General features: G+C 36.6%; 17 protein-coding genes. 9 read left to right on the top strand and 8 right to left on the bottom strand.

The window, feature by feature from the left end:
- Positions 1-144 precede the first annotated feature (144 nt).
- Entirely contained in the window at positions 145-1,551 is a 1,407-nt protein-coding gene (locus tag JIV24_RS17085) for an adenylate/guanylate cyclase domain-containing protein (RefSeq protein WP_200466286.1), read from the top strand.
- A 60-nt stretch (positions 1,552-1,611) separates the two neighbouring features.
- Here JIV24_RS17085 and JIV24_RS17080 read toward each other — a convergent pair whose 3' ends face one another.
- A complete protein-coding gene (locus JIV24_RS17080; RefSeq protein ID WP_200466285.1) occupies positions 1,612-3,648 on the bottom strand; it encodes a M3 family metallopeptidase in 2,037 nt (678 codons plus the stop codon).
- Positions 3,649-3,823: 175 nt separating this feature from the next.
- Between JIV24_RS17080 and JIV24_RS17075 the strand changes: the two genes are divergently transcribed.
- Together JIV24_RS17075 and JIV24_RS17070 are read left to right on the top strand one after the other, a co-directional pair.
- Positions 3,824-4,960 (top strand): hypothetical protein, encoded by a 1,137-nt coding sequence (locus tag JIV24_RS17075; RefSeq protein WP_200466284.1) that lies wholly within the window; start codon positions 3,824-3,826, stop codon positions 4,958-4,960.
- Positions 4,961-4,987: 27 nt separating this feature from the next.
- Entirely contained in the window at positions 4,988-5,974 is a 987-nt protein-coding gene (locus JIV24_RS17070) for a DUF6588 family protein (RefSeq protein WP_200466283.1), read from the top strand.
- 198 nt (positions 5,975-6,172) lie between these two features.
- Here JIV24_RS17070 and JIV24_RS17065 read toward each other — a convergent pair whose 3' ends face one another.
- Entirely contained in the window at positions 6,173-6,706 is a 534-nt protein-coding gene (locus JIV24_RS17065) for a nitroreductase family protein (protein ID WP_200466282.1), read from the bottom strand.
- A 90-nt stretch (positions 6,707-6,796) separates the two neighbouring features.
- On the opposite strand from JIV24_RS17065, the gene JIV24_RS17060 reads away from it, so the two are divergent.
- Entirely contained in the window at positions 6,797-7,561 is a 765-nt protein-coding gene (locus JIV24_RS17060; protein ID WP_200466281.1) for a YdcF family protein, read from the top strand.
- A gap of 1 nt (position 7,562) precedes the next feature.
- Here JIV24_RS17060 and JIV24_RS17055 read toward each other — a convergent pair whose 3' ends face one another.
- Both JIV24_RS17055 and JIV24_RS17050 read right to left on the bottom strand, forming a co-directional pair.
- Complete coding sequence (locus JIV24_RS17055) at positions 7,563-8,105, bottom strand: hypothetical protein (RefSeq protein ID WP_200466280.1); 543 nt, start codon at positions 8,103-8,105, stop codon at positions 7,563-7,565.
- A gap of 10 nt (positions 8,106-8,115) precedes the next feature.
- Positions 8,116-8,313, bottom strand: a complete 198-nt coding sequence (locus JIV24_RS17050; protein ID WP_200466279.1) for a hypothetical protein — start codon at positions 8,311-8,313, stop codon at positions 8,116-8,118.
- Positions 8,314-8,457: 144 nt separating this feature from the next.
- Between JIV24_RS17050 and JIV24_RS17045 the strand changes: the two genes are divergently transcribed.
- Positions 8,458-8,994 (top strand): DUF4251 domain-containing protein, encoded by a 537-nt coding sequence (locus tag JIV24_RS17045; protein ID WP_200466278.1) that lies wholly within the window; start codon positions 8,458-8,460, stop codon positions 8,992-8,994.
- A gap of 79 nt (positions 8,995-9,073) precedes the next feature.
- On the opposite strand, the gene JIV24_RS17040 is transcribed toward JIV24_RS17045, so the two are convergent.
- On the bottom strand, positions 9,074-10,744 hold the full coding sequence (locus tag JIV24_RS17040; RefSeq protein ID WP_200466277.1) for an alpha-amylase family glycosyl hydrolase: 1,671 nt from the start codon (positions 10,742-10,744) through the stop codon (positions 9,074-9,076).
- Between the two features lie 249 nt (positions 10,745-10,993).
- Between JIV24_RS17040 and JIV24_RS17035 the strand changes: the two genes are divergently transcribed.
- A complete protein-coding gene (locus tag JIV24_RS17035; protein WP_200466276.1) occupies positions 10,994-11,749 on the top strand; it encodes an acyl-[acyl-carrier-protein] thioesterase in 756 nt (251 codons plus the stop codon).
- Here the strand turns inward: JIV24_RS17035 and JIV24_RS17030 are convergent.
- The gene (locus JIV24_RS17030) at positions 11,735-13,921 is read right to left on the bottom strand and encodes a B12-binding domain-containing radical SAM protein (protein WP_200466275.1); all 2,187 of its coding nucleotides are present in this window, start codon (positions 13,919-13,921) and stop codon (positions 11,735-11,737) included. The two genes, JIV24_RS17035 and JIV24_RS17030, sit on opposite strands and share 15 nt — an antisense overlap.
- Positions 13,922-14,366: 445 nt before the next feature.
- Between JIV24_RS17030 and JIV24_RS17025 the strand changes: the two genes are divergently transcribed.
- On the top strand, positions 14,367-16,622 hold the full coding sequence (locus tag JIV24_RS17025) for a TonB-dependent receptor plug domain-containing protein (protein ID WP_200466274.1): 2,256 nt from the start codon (positions 14,367-14,369) through the stop codon (positions 16,620-16,622).
- An 81-nt stretch (positions 16,623-16,703) separates the two neighbouring features.
- On the opposite strand, the gene JIV24_RS17020 is transcribed toward JIV24_RS17025, so the two are convergent.
- Both JIV24_RS17020 and JIV24_RS17015 read right to left on the bottom strand, forming a co-directional pair.
- Positions 16,704-17,801: a phosphotransferase enzyme family protein gene (locus JIV24_RS17020; protein ID WP_200466273.1), complete on the bottom strand. Its 1,098-nt coding sequence runs from the start codon at positions 17,799-17,801 to the stop codon at positions 16,704-16,706.
- Positions 17,802-17,929: 128 nt separating this feature from the next.
- Entirely contained in the window at positions 17,930-19,045 is a 1,116-nt protein-coding gene (locus JIV24_RS17015; protein ID WP_200466272.1) for an AI-2E family transporter, read from the bottom strand.
- A gap of 250 nt (positions 19,046-19,295) precedes the next feature.
- On the opposite strand from JIV24_RS17015, the gene JIV24_RS17010 reads away from it, so the two are divergent.
- Both JIV24_RS17010 and JIV24_RS17005 read left to right on the top strand, forming a co-directional pair.
- Positions 19,296-20,720, top strand: coding sequence for a hypothetical protein (locus tag JIV24_RS17010; protein ID WP_200466271.1), 1,425 nt, complete (start codon positions 19,296-19,298; stop codon positions 20,718-20,720).
- A gap of 86 nt (positions 20,721-20,806) precedes the next feature.
- Entirely contained in the window at positions 20,807-21,709 is a 903-nt protein-coding gene (locus JIV24_RS17005) for an endonuclease/exonuclease/phosphatase family protein (RefSeq protein ID WP_200466270.1), read from the top strand.
- Positions 21,710-21,907: the final 198 nt, after the last annotated feature.

Here is a 21,907-nt window from a genome sequence, read left to right as displayed (position 1 = left end):
TATAAATAAAAATAACATTTTTAATCTTAGCAACGTACTGTTAACAGACTATTTATACATTGACGTTAATTCGGTGTAAGTATAAGTAGTTTTGATTGTACTGATAATGCATTATTTTTAATGCACAATCTAAATACCCAAACCATGGAAAGCATTGAAGATTATATTTTAAGGATTACAAAACTAGCTAATCGTAACAAGGAGTTAAACGACCAGTTACAAGGACTTGTGGGGCGCTATGAGATAATTCAAAAACAAAACGAAAAATATTTGAATTTACTTTCTGAATATTCATACGAAGAAATTGAAGAACGTTTGAAAATGCCATCAAAAAAACGTGTAAAGCGTTTTAAAATGGTATCGGTTCTTCATGCCACTATAAAAGGTTTTGACCGAATTAACGGTCACCCGCACTCGCAGGAGCTAATAGATGCACTCGATGAATTGTATCTAACGTTTGACGATATTGCCAAAAAATATGGTGTACTTAAAGTCAAAACAATTGGTGACACGTTCTTATTTGCCGGAGGTATTTTAGAAGAAAATCGCACCAACCCTATTGATGTAGTCAATACTGCCATGGAAATGCAAGCCGCCGTTAACAAATGTATTATTAATGGCGATAACGAACCGTTCTGGAAAGTAAATATTGGCATTCATACAGGTCCTGTTTTGGGTGAATTAACTGGTAAAAAGAGTTCACCTTACACCTTAACCGGTGAAAGTGTAAACATTGCTTCACGTATGGGTATGGCTTGTAAAGATGGTGAAATAAACATCTCTGTAATGACCTATGAACTCATCAAGGAGTTTTTCCAGGTAAAAGAAAATGGGAAAATGCCGGCGAAATACAAAGGGTTTCTTGACATGTTTAAGGTCGATGGTATCCTACCTGATCTTTCTGAAAAAGAAGAAGGCATTTATCCGAATCGCAAGTTTACGACCAAATACAGTCTTATACAGTTTATGGATATCCAGGAAGAATTGTTGGATATACTTGAGCAAAAACTCCCTGAGAGCTTGTATTATCACAACATTAAACACACCATTGATGTGGTTACAGAGGTTGAGTTAATTGGTTGGGCTGAAGGATTGGAAGAAGAAGAGATATTACTGCTTAAACTGGCCGGACTATTTCACGATAGCGGGCACACCATTGATTACCACGAACACGAGATGCATGGTGCTATGATTGCACGGGACATTTTAACAAATTACAACTACCCAAAAGATCAGATAGATACTGTTTGTAGATTAATCATGTCAACCAAGTTTCCTCCAGAACCAAAAGATATACTAGAACAAGTCATTTGCGACTCAGATTTGGATTATCTTGGACGTAGTGATTTTATTCCAGTGTCAAATACTCTTTTTCAGGAATTGAAAGAGCGTAATATGATTGGCACCATCGACGACTGGAATCAATTACAGCTTAATTTCATTCGCAAACATCAATACTATACTGAAACAGCACGAAACCTGAGGGAAGTAAACAAACAAAGCCAAATAGAACGACTGGAAGGTTTATTACAACCAAGTGAAAAAGCTTAAGAATTAAACTAACAATTATATATACAAAAGGACTGAATTTTAATCAGCCCTTTTGTCTTCTTATTTCTTTAAACCACTACGCTTTAATAATGGCTCAATGGAAGGCTCATGGCCTCTAAATTTTTTATAAAGGGTCATTGGATGAGCGGTACCTCCTTTTTCCAATATTTCATTTCGGAATCGTGTGGCTGTTTCCTTATCAAATATTCCATTTTCCTTAAAAGCTTCAAAAGCATCGGCATCCAATACTTCGGCCCATTTATAACCATAGTAGCCAGCCGCATAGCCGCCATCAAAAATATGAGCAAAGCCTGTTGAAAAGGCGGTGCCTTCTACCGGAGGAAATAGTTCTGTTGCCTTCATTGATTCTTGCTCAAACGTAATAACATCTCCTTCAAAGGGCTCGATTAAAGAGTGCCAGGCCATATCATTCATACCAAAACTTAACTGACGAACGGTTGCATAACCACTTTGGTAATTTTCTGAATCAATAATTTTCTGAATCAATTCATCAGGAATCACTTCATCGGTTTGGTAATGTACACCAACATCCTTTAGCCATTCCTTTTGCGTTCCCCAGTTTTCCATAATTTGTGAAGGCAACTCAACAAAATCACGATAAACATTGGTACCTGACAAGCTTTCATAAATCACATTACTTAGCATTCCGTGCAAGGCATGTCCAAATTCATGTAAAAACGTCTGTACTTCGTTAAAGGTCAGTAATGATGGTTTATTATCAGTAGGGCGAGTAAAATTACATACTATCGAAACGTGTGGTCGCACATCCCCTTGCCCATCACGATGCTGCTCCCTGAAGCTTGTCATCCAGGCTCCACCTTGCTTTGTGGTTCTTGGGTGATAATCAACATAGAATACACTTAAAAATGTGCCATCCTCATCAAACACCTCATAGGTTTTTACTTCATCGTGATAAACCGAGATATTGTTATTCTCTCTAAATGATAAACCATAGAGTTTCGTGGCCAATCCAAGAACCCCTTGCTCCACCATTTTCAATTGGAAATATGGACGTGTTGCTTCATCATCCAATCCATATTTCTCAGCTTTGAGCTTCTCACTGTAATATGGATAATCCCATCGTTGCAAATCACCTTCTAAACCATTGTCGTTCGCAAATAATTCAACTTCTTTCACATCCGACTTTGCCACTTCCAATGAAGCGTCCAGCAATTCGCTTAAAAAGCCATTGACCTTTTCGGGGTTTAGTGCCATGTGTTCCTCCAAAACAAAATGTGCATGACTTGCATAGCCCAGAAGTTTAGCTTTCTGTACACGTAGCGAGACTATTTTCTTAATTAACTCCTTATTATCGTGCTCATTATCATTGTTCCCCCTTTTTGAATAAGCCATGTACATTTGCCGACGCAACTCCCGGTTTTCAGCATATTTCATAAAAGGCACATAGCTTGGAAACTGAAGAGTGAAGATCCATCCTTCTTTATCCTGACTTTTAGCCAAAGCTGCCGCTGCTTCAAGTATACCATCAGGTAAGCCATCTAATTCTTCCTTGTTGCTTAGATGTAGTTGATAATCGTTGGTTTCGCTCAACAGGTTTTCTCCAAATTGAAGCGTTAGTTTAGAAAGCTCAGTAGTAATCTCACGATAATGCTCGCGACTATCCCCTTCGAGCAAAGCACCCTTTCTAACAAAACCTTTGTATGACTCTTCGAGCAGTTGTACTTGTTCGCTCGTTAATTCATTTTTATTCTGGTGTTCATACACCTGCTTTACCTTTGAAAACAATTTATCATTTAGCCAAATATCATTTGAATACTCTGTTAATAAAGGTGATACTTCGCGTGCTATTGTCTGAATCTCCTCATTGGTTTCGGCATGATTTAGATTAAAGAATATATGGCTAACGATACCCAATTGACTTCCTGAGGTTTCAAGCGCCACAATCGTATTATAAAAATCAGGTATTTCAGGGCTTTCTACAATTTTATTAATCTGCTCTTTCGAACTATTGATGAGCTCCTTAAACGCTGGCAGATAATTATCTTCTTTAATTAACTCAAATGGTGGTGTTTGAAACGGCGTATCAAACTTCTGTTGTAAAATATTATTTGTCATTATCTTATTTTTTCAAAGCGTATAAAACGCAAAAGTAATCACGATTAAGGTGAAAATACCCCTCTTAACAACAAACCTTTTTCAATTATATTCGTTAAAAATCCTTAAATAGGCATTAGAAAAAACCTTGCCGTTTATTGCAAAAAATAAAACAACACATATTCAATACATTACGATGAACAAAGCATTTTATCTAACATTGACATTATTGCTAAGCTTTTTATGCACACCTTCATTACACGCATCAGAAAAGGAGCTTAAAAGCATACTCAACGAAAAAGAATTAAAACGAATTGAATCGGCCGAAAAGCTAATTACAAAGGGAGACAGCTATATTAAGGAAACCGTTGAACTTGAAAAGGAAGTAAAAAGTCTTCAAAATGCTGATGGCAGAATTAAAACCAGGAAAATCAATAAGTACAATAAGAAAATCGCAGAGGTTAAAACCAAAGCTGCACTGTACTATCAGGATGGATATAAAAAATACATTGATGTACTGGATGGCCGATTAAAAGATATTGAGAAATCGGGCAACTCGGAAGCAAAACAAACACGCGATGACATCAAAGCACTAGAGAAAAAGGCTCGCAAGCAATACAACAAGGCTGAGAACATGTCTTCTCCGGAAAAAGTTATTGAATTACTTGAGTTAGCACAAAGCAATCAACAAAAAGCAATTGAGTTGCAAACTGCCAGTTTGATCAGTCTTAGCGAGATCATTGAACCAGAAGCGGCTTTAATTGCAGAAGAACCAATTGCACTTGATTCAACAACTGTAGAACCTTTGGTAATAGAAGAACCTGTTACTGAAACTTCTGACTCTATTATGATTACCACAAGCGACATAGCAGAAATGGTAACTCCAGCAGAAACACCAGTATCAACTGCTACTTTTCCAACTACTACTGTATCAACGGCTGCGATTGCAACTGCTGCGATTGCAACTCCAACTGATTCTGTTATTGTTGTAGATACACCTGTTGTAGAAAGTCCTCAGGAAACAATAACAGAGCCTGTAGTTATTGAAGAAACAACACCGGTAAATCCGGATGTATTCTTAACCATTCAGATTTTAGCAGATAAAAAACAAGCGACAGCTGCACAATTAAGCTCCCTTTACAATGGAGATAATGAGGTAATAGAAATGAATGTAAACGATTGGTACAAATATTCGGTTGGCAAATTTCAGGATTTGGATAAAGCAAAAGCCAATATGAAAGCTGAAGGTATCAAAGGTTTTATTGTGGCATACAACAAAAATCAGCGTATCTCAGTTAAAGAAGCAGTAACTTTGCTAAACGGCGAATCATAAAATTACAAATACCTATACATACACATAATGAAAAAAATTCGATTATTACTATGCGTTGCTTTAATAGCAACAACATCACAGGTTTTTGGCCAGGGCCAGATAATTGACTTTCTAAAAGCCGGACAGGCAGATGCCAATACTTTATCACAAGCTTACCTTTTACCGTATGGTGAGATGCTGGGCGTTAACCTCAACAGTGGCTGGTACAACACCGCTAAAGTGCATAAAATTGGTGGCTTCGACATTACTTTTTCGACGAGTTACACCACCGCACCTAACAGTAAAAAAAGTTTTGACCCTTCAAGCCTTGATTTGAAAGCTGTTGCTCCTGAAAATACAGGTATGGCACCAACAATGGCTGGCAGCAAATCTTCAAGCATGGGTTTTTACATGAAAGATGACCCAAGCAAAACAAATATCATTGACATGAAAGGAGCTGGAGCAGATTATTTCGTTAGTCCAATGATACAAGCAGCCGTTGGTTTACCTTTCCATACCGAAATTATGGGTCGTTTTATGCCGACAATGGGCTATGGCGATTACGGAGAAGCTAGCCTTTGGGGTATCGGATTAAAGCATTCCATCAAAGATTATATTCCATTTGTTAAAAGAGTTCCTTTTCTTCAGGCATCAGTATTAGCGGCCTACACCGACTTTGGAGCTAAATTGGGTGTTAGTAACACAGGATCACTAGAAGGTATAGGAACTGGAACCGGAAACCTTGAAACAAGTGCTGGCGCATTTACTTCTCGCTTACTGGTTGGAATTAATGTGCCCGTTGTTTCTTTCTATACAGGACTTGGTTATGGCACAACAACCAGTAATTTTGATATTATTGGTGATTTCACAGGTTATGAGGACACCAATAACCCAATTGCCTTAGACTACAAAACAAGCGGTTTTGACTTTAATGCCGGTATGCGTTTGCGCTTTGCTATATTCTCGTTACATGCCGATTATACTGTTGGCGAATACTCAGTGATTACAGCTGGTGTTGGCATCAACTTTAGATAAAAAGTACTCAATAATAATATACAAGCCCGATTCAATAATTGTTTCGGGCTTTTTTATTGGATTACGCCATGATTTTAGAACAAGGGACAAGACATATTCCCATGGGGATGACATTATTCCTATTCTACCAACTCAATGCCCCTTGGGGATATCATTGCGCCCCTTGGGGATTGCATTGTGCCCCTGATTAATGATTCACTATTTCTTTAATGGCGAACCAAACACTTCCTCAAAAGCAACCTCTGAAAAAGCCTTTCGTACCTTTGCCGGGTTACCATTATCTACAGGATAACCGATGGGTAGCAATGCTATCGGTTCAATATGCTGTGGCAACTGCAATGATTCTCTGACAATAGCCGGATCGAAATGACAAACCCAACAAGTGCCCAAGCCTAATTCAGTGGCCCGCAAAGTCATATGATCAATAGCAATGGCTGCATCCACATCGCAATGATCTTTTTGGTCTGTTGAACGTTTCCACGATTCATTATGGTTGCCACATACGACAATCATTTGTGGCACATTTTTAAACCATTCTCTGTCATAAGCCGATTTCAATGTTTTCAAATTATTCTCATCAGATACTAAAATGAAATTCCATGGCTGTTTATTAGCCGCTGATGGCGCCATACGTCCGGCTTCAAGAACCTCAATTACTAAAGCTTTAGAAACTTTTAGGGGTTTATACTCTCGAATGGAATAACGCTCGCGAAGAAGTTGGTTAAAATGCATAAAACAGGATTTTGTTCGATTGCTAACTTTGTTTTTCTTTACAACAAAATTAAAAGGACTGATGTAACTTCCAAATTTTAGTTAAAACAAATGTTTTTCTTACTATCTAAAATCCTTAGCTTTTTATTGGTTCCATTTAATTGGTGCTTACTATTATTATCATTTGGACTCATCAGTAAAAACAAACGAAAAAAGCGAACAGCCTTTATCGGATGTATTTTCATATTTATCATTTTCTCTAATACTTTCATCTACCAGATGGTCGTAAAACGATGGGAATATCCAGTTGAACCATTAACTAAAGATGAAAGCATTGATTACCCTATTATTATTTTAGGAGGATTATCGAGTTACGACAATCATACAGAACGCATCCATTTTAATGAAGCAACTGATCGTCTCATGCAGGGCTTATTGTTACATAAAGCAAACCCTGTGCGACCCTTAATTATAAGTGGTGGTTCTGCTGAAATATACTTTAGTGAACGTCCGGAAGCCAAATATTTGTATGGATATCTAACTAACATCGGCATCGAAAGCCATAAAATCCATTTTGAAACAACATCGCGAAATACATTTGAAAATGCCCTAAATACGGCTACCTTATTTGATAGTTTAGACATTGGTAAAGAAATCACCTTAGTAAGCTCTGCCTTTCATATGCGACGCGCACAGGCCTGTTTCGAAAAGCAAAACTTTAAGGTGCACCCACTTGCTGCACATGCTTTTACAAATCATCAAGCTCTCAAACCGAAAGATTATTTATTACCGTCGTTACATACGCTTCAAAGCTGGCCACTTCTTATAAAGGAATGGATGGGAATACTGGTTTACAAACTGAAAGGTTACTTATAAATTATATACCGACACCAAAGCCAACACTGAAAATAGGATCCCAAGCTTTATAAGGTGAATTACTGTGTTGAAGTACATCAAATAACACCCTGAATGTAACAAAGCTTCTTTTGGAGAGCATTTGACGGTATCCTCCGCCAATATATATGAACGGTACAAAACTTCGTTCTTTACCAGTTAAAGTATATCGTTCCATGCTATAGCCGGCCACCTCACCATGAGCAAATAGTGTAGGAATAAGGTTGTATTGGGCAAATACTCGACCACCATATTGGTTATAGGTACGTGAAGGTTCCCAATTCTTATCTTTGGTATACTGATATTCAATCCCTAAGCCTGCATACACCTTGGGGTTAAGTCGAGCTCCAACAACCGGGCTAATCATTATATTGGTGTAATCACCAAATGTTAATCCAACACTACCGCCGGTAAAAAGCTTATCTTTAAACGGTACCTTTTCTTGTTCATCTGATTCTTGTGAATAAGCCGCCACCTGCAGAAAGGCAGCCAAACTAATGATAAGTAATTTATTAATGTTAATCATAGGTATAGGTTTAAATACATCCGCACACAAAACCTTCGGCTAATCCATCAAGTAGTTGGGCAGCCTTTAACTTCTCTTTTTCAGAGCCATTACATTTTTCACAAACAGGCATGTTTACTTTTGTATGATACTTAACTTCATTATCTTGAATCGCTTTTTCACAAACAAAACACTTAATTGACTTGTTAACTTTATGTATCTGTGGCATACTATTTGTTTGCAAATAAACTCATTACAAAAATATAACTTTTAACATTATTGTGCGAACTAAAGATATAGATATTTAAAATGACTATAGACCGTATCAAATAGTCAAATTACAATAATAAGTTAACCTTAAATGAAAGAAAATATGAAAGCGATTTTTGGTATGATAGTTTTGTCGGCATTATTGGTTTTACCAATGGAGAATGCAGTTGGACAAAAAAAGGACAAAAAGAAAAGCAAAAAAGAAAAAAAATTAGAGCAGTTTGCCGAAACGAAAAAACTAATTGATTCAAAAGACTTTATTTTTGTACCTGACAGAGCTTTTCCACAAGGAGGACGTTCGATTGATTTAACAACAAATTATGGTTTCATCAAAATAATGGGTTCTGAAACTGAAGGTGACATGCCATTTTTTGGTCGTGGTTATACAGTTCCATACGGTGGTGATGGAGGTATCAAATTTGACAAAACAGAGTTGTTAAATGAAAAAATCGAGATTAACGAAAAGAAGATGAGAATCTCATACAGTTTTGAAGCCAGAGGTGAAAATGATACGTTTAGAATCAGTATGGATTTTTCATATAATGGCAATGCATCTGTTAATGTGATAAGTAACAACCGCAGTCACATTAGTTACAATGGCGACATCTCAAAAATAGAGAAGAAAGAAGATAAAGAATAACAGGCAATAAAAATACAGAAAGGGTGATTTCAAGTTAAAGAAATCACCCTTTTTTCATTTGACCTATGGGGGCATATAATTAGAATCCTAATAATAGAATATCAAACTCAGTGTCAACAGACACCTTACCACCTTTAACAGTAACGGTTTTTCCTGAGTAGTAATCTTTAAGAACATCGCCGTTATCAAATACACCTATTACTGATATCTCTTTATGGCCAACCTCTAAATCAAGGCCTACAATTACTTTATCTTTGATATCCTCCTGAATATACTCACGTTTGAAATAATATGGCTCAGCACTTATCTGTTGATGAACACCTGCACCAACTGCAGGGTGAGCAGCTCTGAATTTACCCAGTTTTTGCCAGTGTTTATGAATCTCTTTAACCGAAACACCATTGACATCTACATTATTAGCCAGTTCATCCCAATTCATAAATGAACGTAAGGTAGCATCTCCTACGGTACCTTCGATTTCAAGGCTACGACCTGTTTCATCTCCATAATAAACTTGTGACGAACCAGGACACAATAATAATTTCGTACCAGCTTCAATGGTTTTAAGACGTTGCTTATCAAAAGGACCGCCATCGTCGTGAGAAGTTGCATAATTAATAATGATTTGCCCTTTTAAAGGGCCATTAATAGCCTCGCTATATTTCGCAAATAGTTCTTCATATGACTTGGTGGCATCGTATTTAAACTCAAAGTTGATAAGTCCTTGCATGCCGTGTGCGAAATAATCCACCTTTCTATCACCAAAATCAAACCATCGGCCACCTGAAACACCATAATTATACACTTCGCCGAAGGCATAAAACTCATTGTTATCAATTACTAAATCAGGATTCGCAGCTTTCCAATCAGCAAAGGCTTTCACGGCCTCTTTCCATAGGTCGGCCCATACATCTTCTTCGGTATGTTTAACCGTATCTAGTCGGAAAGCATCAATGCCGTACTTTCGAATATAGTCTGTAAGCCATTTAATGATATAATAACGTGGTGTACGTGGATAACCTGTTGCACTAAAAAAAGAATCCAATTCATCCATCTCTTTTTCCAGTCGGCCTTCATCGGCCCATTTTTCAGTCAGAGCTTTTGGCAATTCTACTTCTTTCACGCTTTCTGTTTTAATATCTGGTAAATTTTCGACTAAAGTACATGTCACAGTCGATTCGTAATCTTCGTAACGACATTGTGGCTTTGTACGAACCCAATCATCACCCCACACCGGGTCTTGCGCGGTAACTGGTCCTGTGTGGTTTATTACCACATCTAAAACAATACGAATGCCATGTTCATGTGCCGTTTGAACCAATTCTGCTAAGTCTTCCTCGTTTCCAAAATTTGGCTCCAAAGCTGTCCAGTCCTTAGCCCAATAGCCATGAAACCCATATGTATTGCCTGTTCCTTCATCGACCGAACCATGTATTTGCTCAACAACAGGACTAAACCATATGGCATTTATACCCAAATCAGTAAAATAGCCTTCCTTAATTTTATTGGTAATTCCTTTTATATCACCTCCCATAAAACCTCTTAACTCGCCCGTTTCTTTTGTTCGGTTAAAGTTTACATCGTTATTAGAGTTACCATTATTAAAACGATCGGTTAATAGAAAATAAATATTGGCGTTTTCCCATGTAAATGGAGCATCAGTAGATACTGTTTCTGTTTTAGCATCTTTAGTTACACATGATACAGTTCCTAGGGCTACTAAAACAAGCAATGCAAATATGCTTCTCATAATTTCGATATTTAGTTTGTGTAAATTTAAGAAAGCTAGAGCACAGTTGCCTGCATCTAAAATAACCACAATAGACAAGACAAACACATAAACCTGAATTACTGCACCTTAACTCACTCTCAATAATCACTTTTAGTCAAAACCATTGTTCCGAAAAGGTTTGCAGAAATCTCAATATTCATACATAAATTATCAAAATGTGAATATTTACGTAAATTTGGCGCCTCATTAACCTTGACTTTATTTGATATGAACACTCAACTTAAACTTAGAAAAAAATATACGGTTACCTCGGCTGATACCGACATGTTTTCAAGACTTAAACTAAGTGCTTTGGTTAATTACCTAATACAATCGGCCATATCATCAGCCGAAAAATTAGGATTTGGCCTTAAGGATTTAAAAGAAGAAAACTTGTTTTGGGTGTTAAATCGCATGACGATAGAAATAAACAGACCAGTACTGTGGAGTGAGGAAATTGAAGTGGAAACCTGGCCAAAAAATGTAGAACGAATCTTTTATATTCGCGAGTTTGTAATACGTGATAAAAATAGCAACATCATTGCGAAAGCAAGTTCAGCCTGGTTAGCTATTGATTATAATAGCAAACGTCCCAGCAATTTCAACCCCGAAAAAATAGAAATATTCACAAGACTCAAAGGGGTTGATGCACTGAGCTATTCGCCAGAAAAATTAGGCAACATCAATAACAATATTCAACAACACATTACTCCTTCGTATTTCGATATCGATTTAAATAAGCATGTTACATCAACCCGATATGTTGATTGGTTAATGGATTTATACCCAGTGGAATTTCATCAAGAAAATTACCCAAAAATCTTTTCGGTTAATTATATTAAAGAAACGATGCATGGTGAAACCATAGCCTTATCGCAACAAAAAGATGGAAACACTCATACTTTTGAAGGCTATAATTCTGCTCAGGAAAAAGTTGCCATGAGAGCTAAAATCACTTTTGACGGGTCATCAGACAATAATTAAACCCGATTCTTTTAATTTCGAAAAGGTATAACTACCGATAAATACATCAAAATCACCCAGTTTATTATCCTCATAGTCTTCCTGTAACATTCTAAAAGTCACAAGTTTTCTTTGGGTGAATGATGCATGCTTTAAAGTATTAACCAACCACTTACCTAATCGCACTTTGGTGGTGATAACAAGGTGTGACTTTGTACTTACTAGTGTTAATTCAGCCATTTCAACTTGTTTTTTACCTTTTTTCTTCATGAAAAAATGAGTAGAAACTCCATGACCTAACCACAACACACGACTATCATCTTTAACAACAACTCGATTATTTAAATAGCCTTCTAGTAAACCTGGAGGCAAAGTCGTTCGTGGAACTTTAAATTCGAACCAATCTGAAAGTGGAAAATCAAAGCCAACACCATGCATGTAATTATATAGTGCTTTTTTAAGTCCTTCACTATATTGAGCATGGGTGGTTCCTTGCTTGTCAACAAACTCCAAATCATTAATTGCAAAAGTACCTCCCAAACCTTTTGTGATCTCTACATTGTACTTATGAGCATTGCGTCCAACTGGGCTATGCGCTGTAAGAGCAAATTGATGCCAGAAACCGGAATTGACAACACCCAACTCAAAAAGCTGTCTCACAACTTCGAGCGAATCAATTGTTTCTTGAGCTGTTTGTGTTGGAAAGCCATACATTAGATAAGCATGAATCATAATGCCGGCCTGGCTTAGATTGGAAGTTACGTTTGTTACCTGCTCAATACTCACCCCTTTGTTAATCATTTTTAAAACACGCGCTGAAGCCACCTCTAGCCCACCAGCAACAGCAATACAACCACTCTGTTTTAATAAGAGACATAAATCGGCAGTGAAGTTCTTCTCAAAACGAATATTGGTCCACCACACAACGTTAAGTTTTCGCCTCAATATTTCTAGAGCTAGGTCTTTCAATAATGCCGGCGGAGCTGCTTCATCAACAAAGTGAAAACCCCTTTTGCCTGTTTGCTTCATCAAAGCCTCCATTCGATCGGTAATAATATCGACTTTGCAAGGTTGGTAACGACCAATATAATCAAGCGAACCATCACAAAAGGCACATTTGCCCCAATAACAGCCATGTGCCAATGTGAGTTTTAGCCATTGTCCATCGGACCATAAGCGAAACATTGGATTGGCAACCTCAAGTACCGAAATATACTTACCCCATTCAACATCACTATAGTCCGGTGTACCAATCTGATTAATATGAACATCAAGCTCTTCAGCTCCATCTAGATAATACACTTCCTCTTTTTGACAGAGAAATGTTCTTTTTAATTGAGATACTTCTCTTTGCCCTTTTAGATATTCCCACAAACACCTTATCGGCATTTCACCATCGTCGAGTGTAATAAAATCACAAAATTCAAAGACTCTGGCATCGCTCAAGTCTCGTAATTCAGTATTAACAAACCCGCCACCCATCGAAATTTTCACATCTGAATAATTTGCTTTGAGCCACTGCCCAATACGAAAAGCACTAAACAAATTACCTGGAAATGGCACAGAAAGCAGAACTAACTCAGGATTGAATCTAAGCATTAAACCACTCAATTCTTCAATCAATAGTTGCTCAACTAGCGTAAGGGGCTTATTTAGCTTAGAGTAAATTTCGTCAAATGATGCTGCTGAACGTCCTAAACGTTCAGCATAACGGCTAAAACCGAAATTAGCATCAACAACTTCAATGATAAAATCTGATAAGTCCTCAAGAAATAAAGTGCTGTAATGCTTAGCTCTATCCAGTAATCCCATTGTTCCAAAAGCTTCAATTTCATCATTTAGATGACTGAAGCGGCCTGATTCCGGAAGCACATTGCTATTAACAATCAATTGAGCTTCATCAACTGTTGGTTCTTTCAAATAGTTCATTACCCTATCCACCTGAGCAATGTATTCGACTTTCAATAACCAAATGCGTTTAGCATTATCGCCTACAACATTCTCCTCAGTAACATTATCAAACAACCTACTTAGGCCACTCTTGGTAAACAATTTATTAATAACATTAATACCTAAATCAGCTTGAGCAGACTTAATTCCTAGCGTATTTAAATATCCCTTAAGATAAGCCGTAGCCGGATAAGGGGTATTAAGCTGCGTAAATGGTGGTGTAAGTATTAGAACCTGTGACATGTGTATATTTTAGAATAACAAAAGTACGTAATTCGCATCAATCTGCCCTTTTTCATAATCATGCAAATGAATTTGCTAATGTTAATTAAGAAACATTCAACATTTGACGATTTTAATTGAAGGTTCAAAGCTGATACATAACGCAATAACATTTTAAGACTAAGCCATCTTTTTAATACCCTTTGTGTAACATTTTAATATTAACACCGTAGATGTAGCTGATTCTAAACCCAGAGTATCAAATAGGGAAAGTTGAAAAAAATACAAATAGGATATGCGAAAGAGATTTTTACAGCTAAAAAGCTGTAAGAGATATGTGGGAAAAAATTTAGTTACATACTTTTTTTAAGGTTAGTTCAACCTGTCAATAACAAATTAATTATAGGGATACTTTAATCTAGTACATTTAGGTTAGGGTAATATTTAAACAATCAAACTCATATTTATGAATTGTCGATTTGGGATTGCTATGCTCATAGCAACGTTACTTAGTGTTTCAAACCTAAGTGCACAATCAATGGAAGGGGATACCATTGATTACTTTAATATGTCGTTAGAAGACTTGATGAACATGGAAATTGTGGCTGTATCTAAAAAAGCTGAAAGCAGTTTTGATGCGCCTCTATCTTCATCTATCATTACTAAAGATGAAATCATTAACTCAGGCGCTACAACTATTGAAGAAGCATTCAGATTAGTGCCAGGTTTTATTGTACGAGAAGAGTCGAATGGCAATTATGACATTCACATTCGTGGAAACGACAACATTCCTTCCGGGAATTTTGCATTCTTTACTGAAAACTCCATGTCACTAATAATGGTGGATGGTCGTAAGGTATTTAATAACATGAATGGTGGTACTTTTTGGGAAACACTACCAGTAAGTCTAACGGATGTAGAACGAATTGAGGTTATACGTGGAGCATCAACAGCTCTGTATGGTCCTAATGCAGTGAATGGCGTAGTCAACATTATCACAAAAAAAGCCCAGGACAAAAGCATCTCTGTAGACGGAAACCTAATGGTAGGTAGTGCTGCCACAACAATTGGTGATTTCGCAATCAACAATTCATTTTCTGAAAATAAATTAAAAACCAGAATTAGCGCAAACTATGAAAAGCGCGAACGCTTTACGACTGACTACTACAACTGGGTAGATGGCACCTATGGACCGTATACAAATCTTATAGACTATATGAGTTCAGACCCAACTAATCCCGGAGGTAATAAACCATTGCAACCAAATCATCCAACATACAAAAACCCTGAATTAGCGAAAGACAAGTATGGTGTGAATGCTTGGTTACATTATCAGGCTTCGAAAAAAGTTGACTTTAGTGCTTCAGCTGGTATACAAAACTCTTCGGCGCAAACAGTTTTTATGGAAGGTTCAAGAACGCCATTAACTACCCGTGAGTCGGAATCTTTCTATTTTAATTCACAAAGTAATATTCACGGATTAAGTTTGCAATTTTCAGGAAACTTTGGAACTCAGGATATATATGTAGGTAGTGGTACAACATCAAAGTATGATTATAATAATATAGACGCCATACTTGAATATGACTGGACTCTGGGTGATTTAACAGTTCGACCTGGATTAAGCTATCAACGCATTGCATATGATGATTCTGACTATTTACCAAATGCTGACAGCAAAAATGGTTATATAAATGGTGAGGCTATTCTTTCTAATTTTGCTTATTACCTACGTGGCGATTATCAAGCAAGTGAGAAACTTAGATTGATTGCAGCATTACGCATGGATCACTATAACAAGCCTGAAGATAACTACTTTACCTATCAGCTGATTGGAACATACAAGCCAAATGACAACAACTTGTTCAGAGCATCATATTCTAAAGCAAACAGAGGTCCTGTTATTGTTGATTTCTACACTAACTACGAAGAAGGCAGTCCGGCAAATGGTCAATTCATCCAATATTTGGGTAACGACCACATGGAATTATCAACTAGTAATGTGATTGAGTTAGGTTATCGTGGACAGTTGACGAAACAATTACAAGTTGATTTAGAAGCATTTTATTCGGTAACTGAAAATTTTTCAACATTTGAGCCAACCATTTTAGGTTCTCCGACCCATACCGAAAATCCTCTTCCTTATTTACATTTAGCTTTCAACTATCAGAATGCACCTGTAATCGCAAAACAAACAGGACTTACGGCATCAGTATTTTATGCTCCTTCAACAAAACTACAGTTTAAGGCATTTGGTACCGTACAAAAAACTGCGCTGGAAGATTTGGCCATCAAGGAAACACCAATGTTAATTGATCCGGGCAATTTAGTATTTATGGATCCTACATATGAACTTGTTGACCAAACCCATAAGCAAACACCAAGTTTTTATGGAGGTATGACGGCCAATTATCGTCCCGTAGAAAAGTTGAATGTATTTGTTGGATTAAACTATTATTCAAAGCAAACCTATACGCATGACTACGCATACTCTCAATATCATTATATTTCAAAAGAGTATAGCATACCTGGATATACTGGCTCAGGCGTAGCCGAACTTGAAGCAAATACAACTGTAAATGCCAAGGTCTCGTATAAAGTCTACAAAAACAGCTCAGTTTTTGTTAATGCTCGCAACTTGTTTAATTCAAACAAACGCCAATTTGGCTTTGCCGATGAAATGGGTGGTTTATACTTGGTTGGTGTAAACATCAACTTATAAAAACTATCACATATTAACATACAAAAGCCGGATGATTATATTTCATCCGGCTTTGTTATTTTAATAAGCTATCCTCTCAATTTATGAAGCGTACCTTTTCACAATCGCTTCCATTTGCTCAAATTGTTCTTCCATACTTTTTAGTAACTTTATTTGAGCACGAGTACGAACTAAATTATGATCAGGGGCATTCGTTTTATAATAATTATCACCATCGATATAATCATCTAAAAACCGAACAGCTTGCTCGTAGGTCAATAATTTCGCCCCAAACGCTAAGGAATTTATTTCTTCATCCGTCAGCATATCTTTTGTTTCTGACAGAAAACCTTTGATAAAGCCTTCAAACAAATCAATGTTCATACTCACATTATCCAAGTTCCTATCATCTTCTAATCCAGTGTTTGCACCATTTCTTATGGCATCACCAATATCATAACACACATAACCGGGCATCACTGTATCCAAATCAATTACACAAAGAATATCGTCATTTTCATCAAGTAAAACGTTATTAAACTTGGTATCCTGATGAACAATACGCTCCGGCAATAAACCATCACGTCCCATCTTAACAACTTTTTTATACTCTTCAGATCGTTGCATTAAATAATCAACTTCTTCCTGAACTTCTTTACGTCGACCAACTGGATCTAGCTTAACGCGTTTAACAAAGTTTAATATCCGCATTTCGGTATTATGAAAATCAGGTAAAACAGGATACAATGGCTCTCCAGGCAAATCGGCTAAACGACTTTGAAATTGGCCAAAAGCCTTACCTCCCACATATGCCTGCTTCGCGTTTGATAGCTGATTATACGAACGTGCATTTTCGATAAAAAGAAACATTCTCCAGTAGTTACCCTCTTCGTCTTTGTAATAACCTAAATTGTCTTTTGTATCAACAGGTGTTAAAACCTGACGTTTAACATCTGCATCCTCTACTTGCTCAAGTTTAGTGCGAATATGGTCAGTAACCCGCTGAATATTTCTAGTTAGTTCTGCAACGTTTTTAAAAATATGGTGGTTAATAATCTGAAGTAGATAATTCGGTTGATTATCTTGAATCGTTTTAACTTTATAAGTAGTGTTAATTAACCCATCTCCAAAAATATCAGCATCTTTAAATGTTCCTTGAATTTGAAATTGAGCTACTACTTTTTCTATATCTTTTGCCATTACTAGATGTTTAAATTACTCACAACAAAAATACTATTTCCTAATTGTTATCCTATTTTTTTGTTGCCAAATAATATTTTTATCTTTCATTATCTTACGTATCGTTTCGAGTTATCTATTTTAAAAAATCAAGTTTCGATATCCGAATTCTCTTCTGCATCTACATTTTCATGCAATACAAAACGCTTATAATAGGATGAAATAACAGATGTAAGCGGTAAAGCCAATAGCATACCTATTAAGCCCATCAAACTTCCCCAGATAGATAAAGACAATAATACAATGGCCGGATTCATTCCATATGCCTTACCCATAATACGTGGCACTAATATCGTTTCCTGTATAAGTTGAACAACAGTCAGAACCAAAAGAACCAAAAGAGCAACATGCCAAAAACTCTGTTGGGACTCCATGGCTTTAAGCAATGCCAACATCATGGCCGGTAAAATACCAGCAATCTGCAAATAAGGAACAATGTTTAAGGCTCCAATGAATAAGCCAATTAATATGGCCATTGGCAAACCAATAATCTTAAAACCTATAGCCAACAGAACACCCACAATTAACGCTATTAGGCCTTGTGAACGAAAATACAAATCCATCGAATGACCAAGATCATCTAAGACCTCTGAAGATACTTCGCGGTATTGAGAAGGAATAATGCCCAACCAAAGCTTACCCATCTTTTGAAAATCCATTAGAATAAAAATGGTATAAAGTACTATTACAAGAACTCCAACCAGCCCGGCAACAACACGCATTGACCCGGAAAATAAATTCCAAAATCCAGGCAAAAGTTTTTTAAAAGCTTCGTAAATATTATCAATATTTAAATGCGTAATAAGCTCACTTTCTCTGATTATTTCCTTTAAGCCTCGTTCCATCTCAAAAGGAAGCACTCCTCTTACATCGACTGTTTGCATGTAAATACGAATCAGTTGAACCATCCGATTCATTTCTTGAATAAATGTGGGCACTAAAAAAAGTAGAATCATTGTGAGTCCTGAGCCGACAACAATAACTGTAATAATTACAGCAAGCCCACGATGACGCACTCGCATTTTGTTTTGAACAAAATTAACAAGAGGATCTAATAAATAAGCAATAAAAACAGCTATAATAAAGGGACCCAATACGTGTTTCAGTAGGTTGACTATATATAATATCGCTCCAAAAACGAGCGCAGTCATAACCATTCTGACGACTCGGTCGAAGGTATAAGGGCGAGGTGGTGAATTTTGCATGTGATAAAATTTTGAGAGCAAATTAATAAAATTGAATCCAAATAAGTAAACAATTAAAATAAATACACTCCCGCAACGTTAGTGTTTATAAGCGAATAACTAGTAGAACGTTAATTTTTGTAAATATTATTTGTTTAATTGTGAAAATATGTATTGTTTTTTGGCTGAGCTTTTGTTACTTTGCATACTAGAACCTTAACTCTATCAACAGCCAACATTTAGCCCGATAGAAAAGATTAGTGTACAAGAAATGAAATGGATTAACCGCTGCATACTACTAATAATCTGCACAATATGCTTCATAGCTTGTGAGCGTGAGTTTGTGTATCGAGGAGGTGAAGAAGGATTAACTTTTTCCTCCGATACCATCATGTTCGATACCATCTTTACTTCAATTGGTTCTACAACAAAAAATTTCAGAGTTTATAATCCCTATAACGAGGACATGTCAATTGAATCCATTGAATTGGCAGGTGGCGAAGAAAGTGGTTTTAGACTTAACATTGACGGCAATACAGAAAGTTTAGCCGAAGAAATACGAATAAGAGCAAAAGACAGTCTTTATATTTTTGTGGAAGTAACGATTGACCCGGTGGTTGGCAGCAACACACCTTTTGTGGTTACTGATTCCATTTTTTTCCGAACAAAAAAAACACTTCAAACAATTCAACTAGTTGCTTACGGTCAGGATGTGGTTCTGATGAAAAAAGAAGAGCTAAAAACGCAAACGCTAACAAGTGAAAAGCCTTACCTAATTTACGATTACCTGGTTATTGATTCTGCCGAAACGGTGACCATTGATCCGGGTGCAAAACTATACTTTTACCAAGATGCCAGCTTACTGGTTTTAGGTACATTACATGTAAACGGAACAACTGAAGAGCCTGTTGTATTTGCAGGTCACCGCCAGGAGGAATGGTACGAAGATAAACCAGGTCAATGGGGCTACATACATTTATTACCAGGTTCAGGTTCTTCATCGTTTAACAATTGTATCATCAAAAATGGTATGATGGGAATTCTCGCCGATTCTGTTGGATTAAATAGTGAACCCGTTACGATTAACAATACAAAAATAGAACACATTAGCACTTTTGGATTGTTAGCTCAAACCTCTAACTTAAAAGCAGCCAACTGTTTGTTCGGCGATTGTGGCAATAGTTCAACAGCCATAACGGTTGGTGGTACCTATGAATTTTCTCACTGTACTTTTGCTAATTACTTTGACTGGACTTTCAGAAACAATCCAACAGTGTTTTTGAGTAACTATTACGTTGATAAAAACGACAAAGAGCAGATAGTTCCGCTTAAAGAGGCTACTTTTAATAATTGCATCATATATGGCAACAACTATTCTGAGTTGGGTTTTGACCTAAAATACAGCAATGAAGAAGCACCTGAGCTTGATGCTAATTACTTATTCAATAATGCGATCATTAAGCTTTCTGACGAATTTGATATTTCAGATGAAACCAAATTCATTAACATTCTGAAAGAAAATCCTTCCTTTGTGAATATTAGTGAATACAACTACCAACTTGACACTCTTTCAATTGCGAAAGATGCAGGCGCATTTAAGTTAGCAGAACCTTATCCTTTAGACATACTTGGTGTTAACCGTCTGCAGGATGATGGTCCGGATTTGGGTACATACGAGCGCTACGAAAAAGAATAATGAGATCACTTCTATTCTTCGCTTTTCTATTTTGCACAATCACATATACTAATTGCCAATCAAACTCCAGGCAAGCATACTCAATCATGTTTTACAATGTTGAGAATCTATTCGACTGTAAAGATGATAGTTTAAAAGCAGATGAGGAGTTTCTGCCAGAAGGCAGCAAACACTGGGCAAGCAACCGGTTTTACCAAAAAATCAGAGGAGTGAGTAAAACCATACTTGCAATAAATCAATGGCAGACGCCTTCAATTATAGGGCTATGTGAGGTTGAGAATGAATGGACACTCAAACAACTAGTCTACAACACTGGTTTAAACAACCTTGGATACAAATACATTCATTTCGAATCAAGTGATAAAAGAGGCATTGATGTTGCATTATTATATAAAAACAAAGAATTTAATTTATTACACTCCTCTCCTATTTTTCTATCCGACACAAGTGATAACTTTTACACAAGAGATGCGCTCTATGTAAAGGGAATTATCGCATCTGACACTATTCATTTGATAGTTAACCACTGGCCATCCAAAAGAGGTGGAATTATGGCTTCTGAAATGAAAAGACAACGAGTATCGAATATAATTGCAACAACAACTGACTCGATAGCTAAAGCTGAATTCAATCCAAGACTAGTTGTGATGGGAGATTTTAATGCCGAACTTACATCACCTTCTATTAAATATCTGTTAACAGAAGCTGGCATAAACTCGCAATTAAACCCGAAAGATATCAGCTCTAAACAAATTAAGGGTTCTTATAAATACCAGGGTCAATGGTCGTTAATCGATCATATATTTTTATCAAAACATTGGCTTGACGATGAGCAATATAGCTTTAAACATGAGATATCTGACCTGCCATACTTATTTGAAAAAGATGAGACCAATAGTGGCATTAAACCACACAGGACTTATGCGGGCCCAAGATACATTGGTGGAATCAGCGACCATTTACCTGTTATTATAAACATCTCGAAATAATACATAACTTTCGAACAAGAGATGCTTTTTAATCATTTATTTACATTGTTGTCCGGTAAACCGGAATTAATTTAATTTCATTCATATAAGTGCCTGATATTCAAATCAGACATTTTCATACTGAAGTTGTTTAAAGTTGTCTAAGAAGAATAATGCAAAAAGCAATGATGTTTAGCGCTTTCCAATGCAATTTTTTGG

Origin of the sequence: Carboxylicivirga marina (genome assembly GCF_016612505.1) — a bacterium.
In the GTDB taxonomy this organism is placed as follows: Bacteria; Bacteroidota; Bacteroidia; order Bacteroidales; family Marinilabiliaceae; genus Carboxylicivirga; species Carboxylicivirga marina.
Note: the sequence above shows the minus strand (reverse complement) of the source record. Positions and strands in the feature narration are given on the sequence as shown.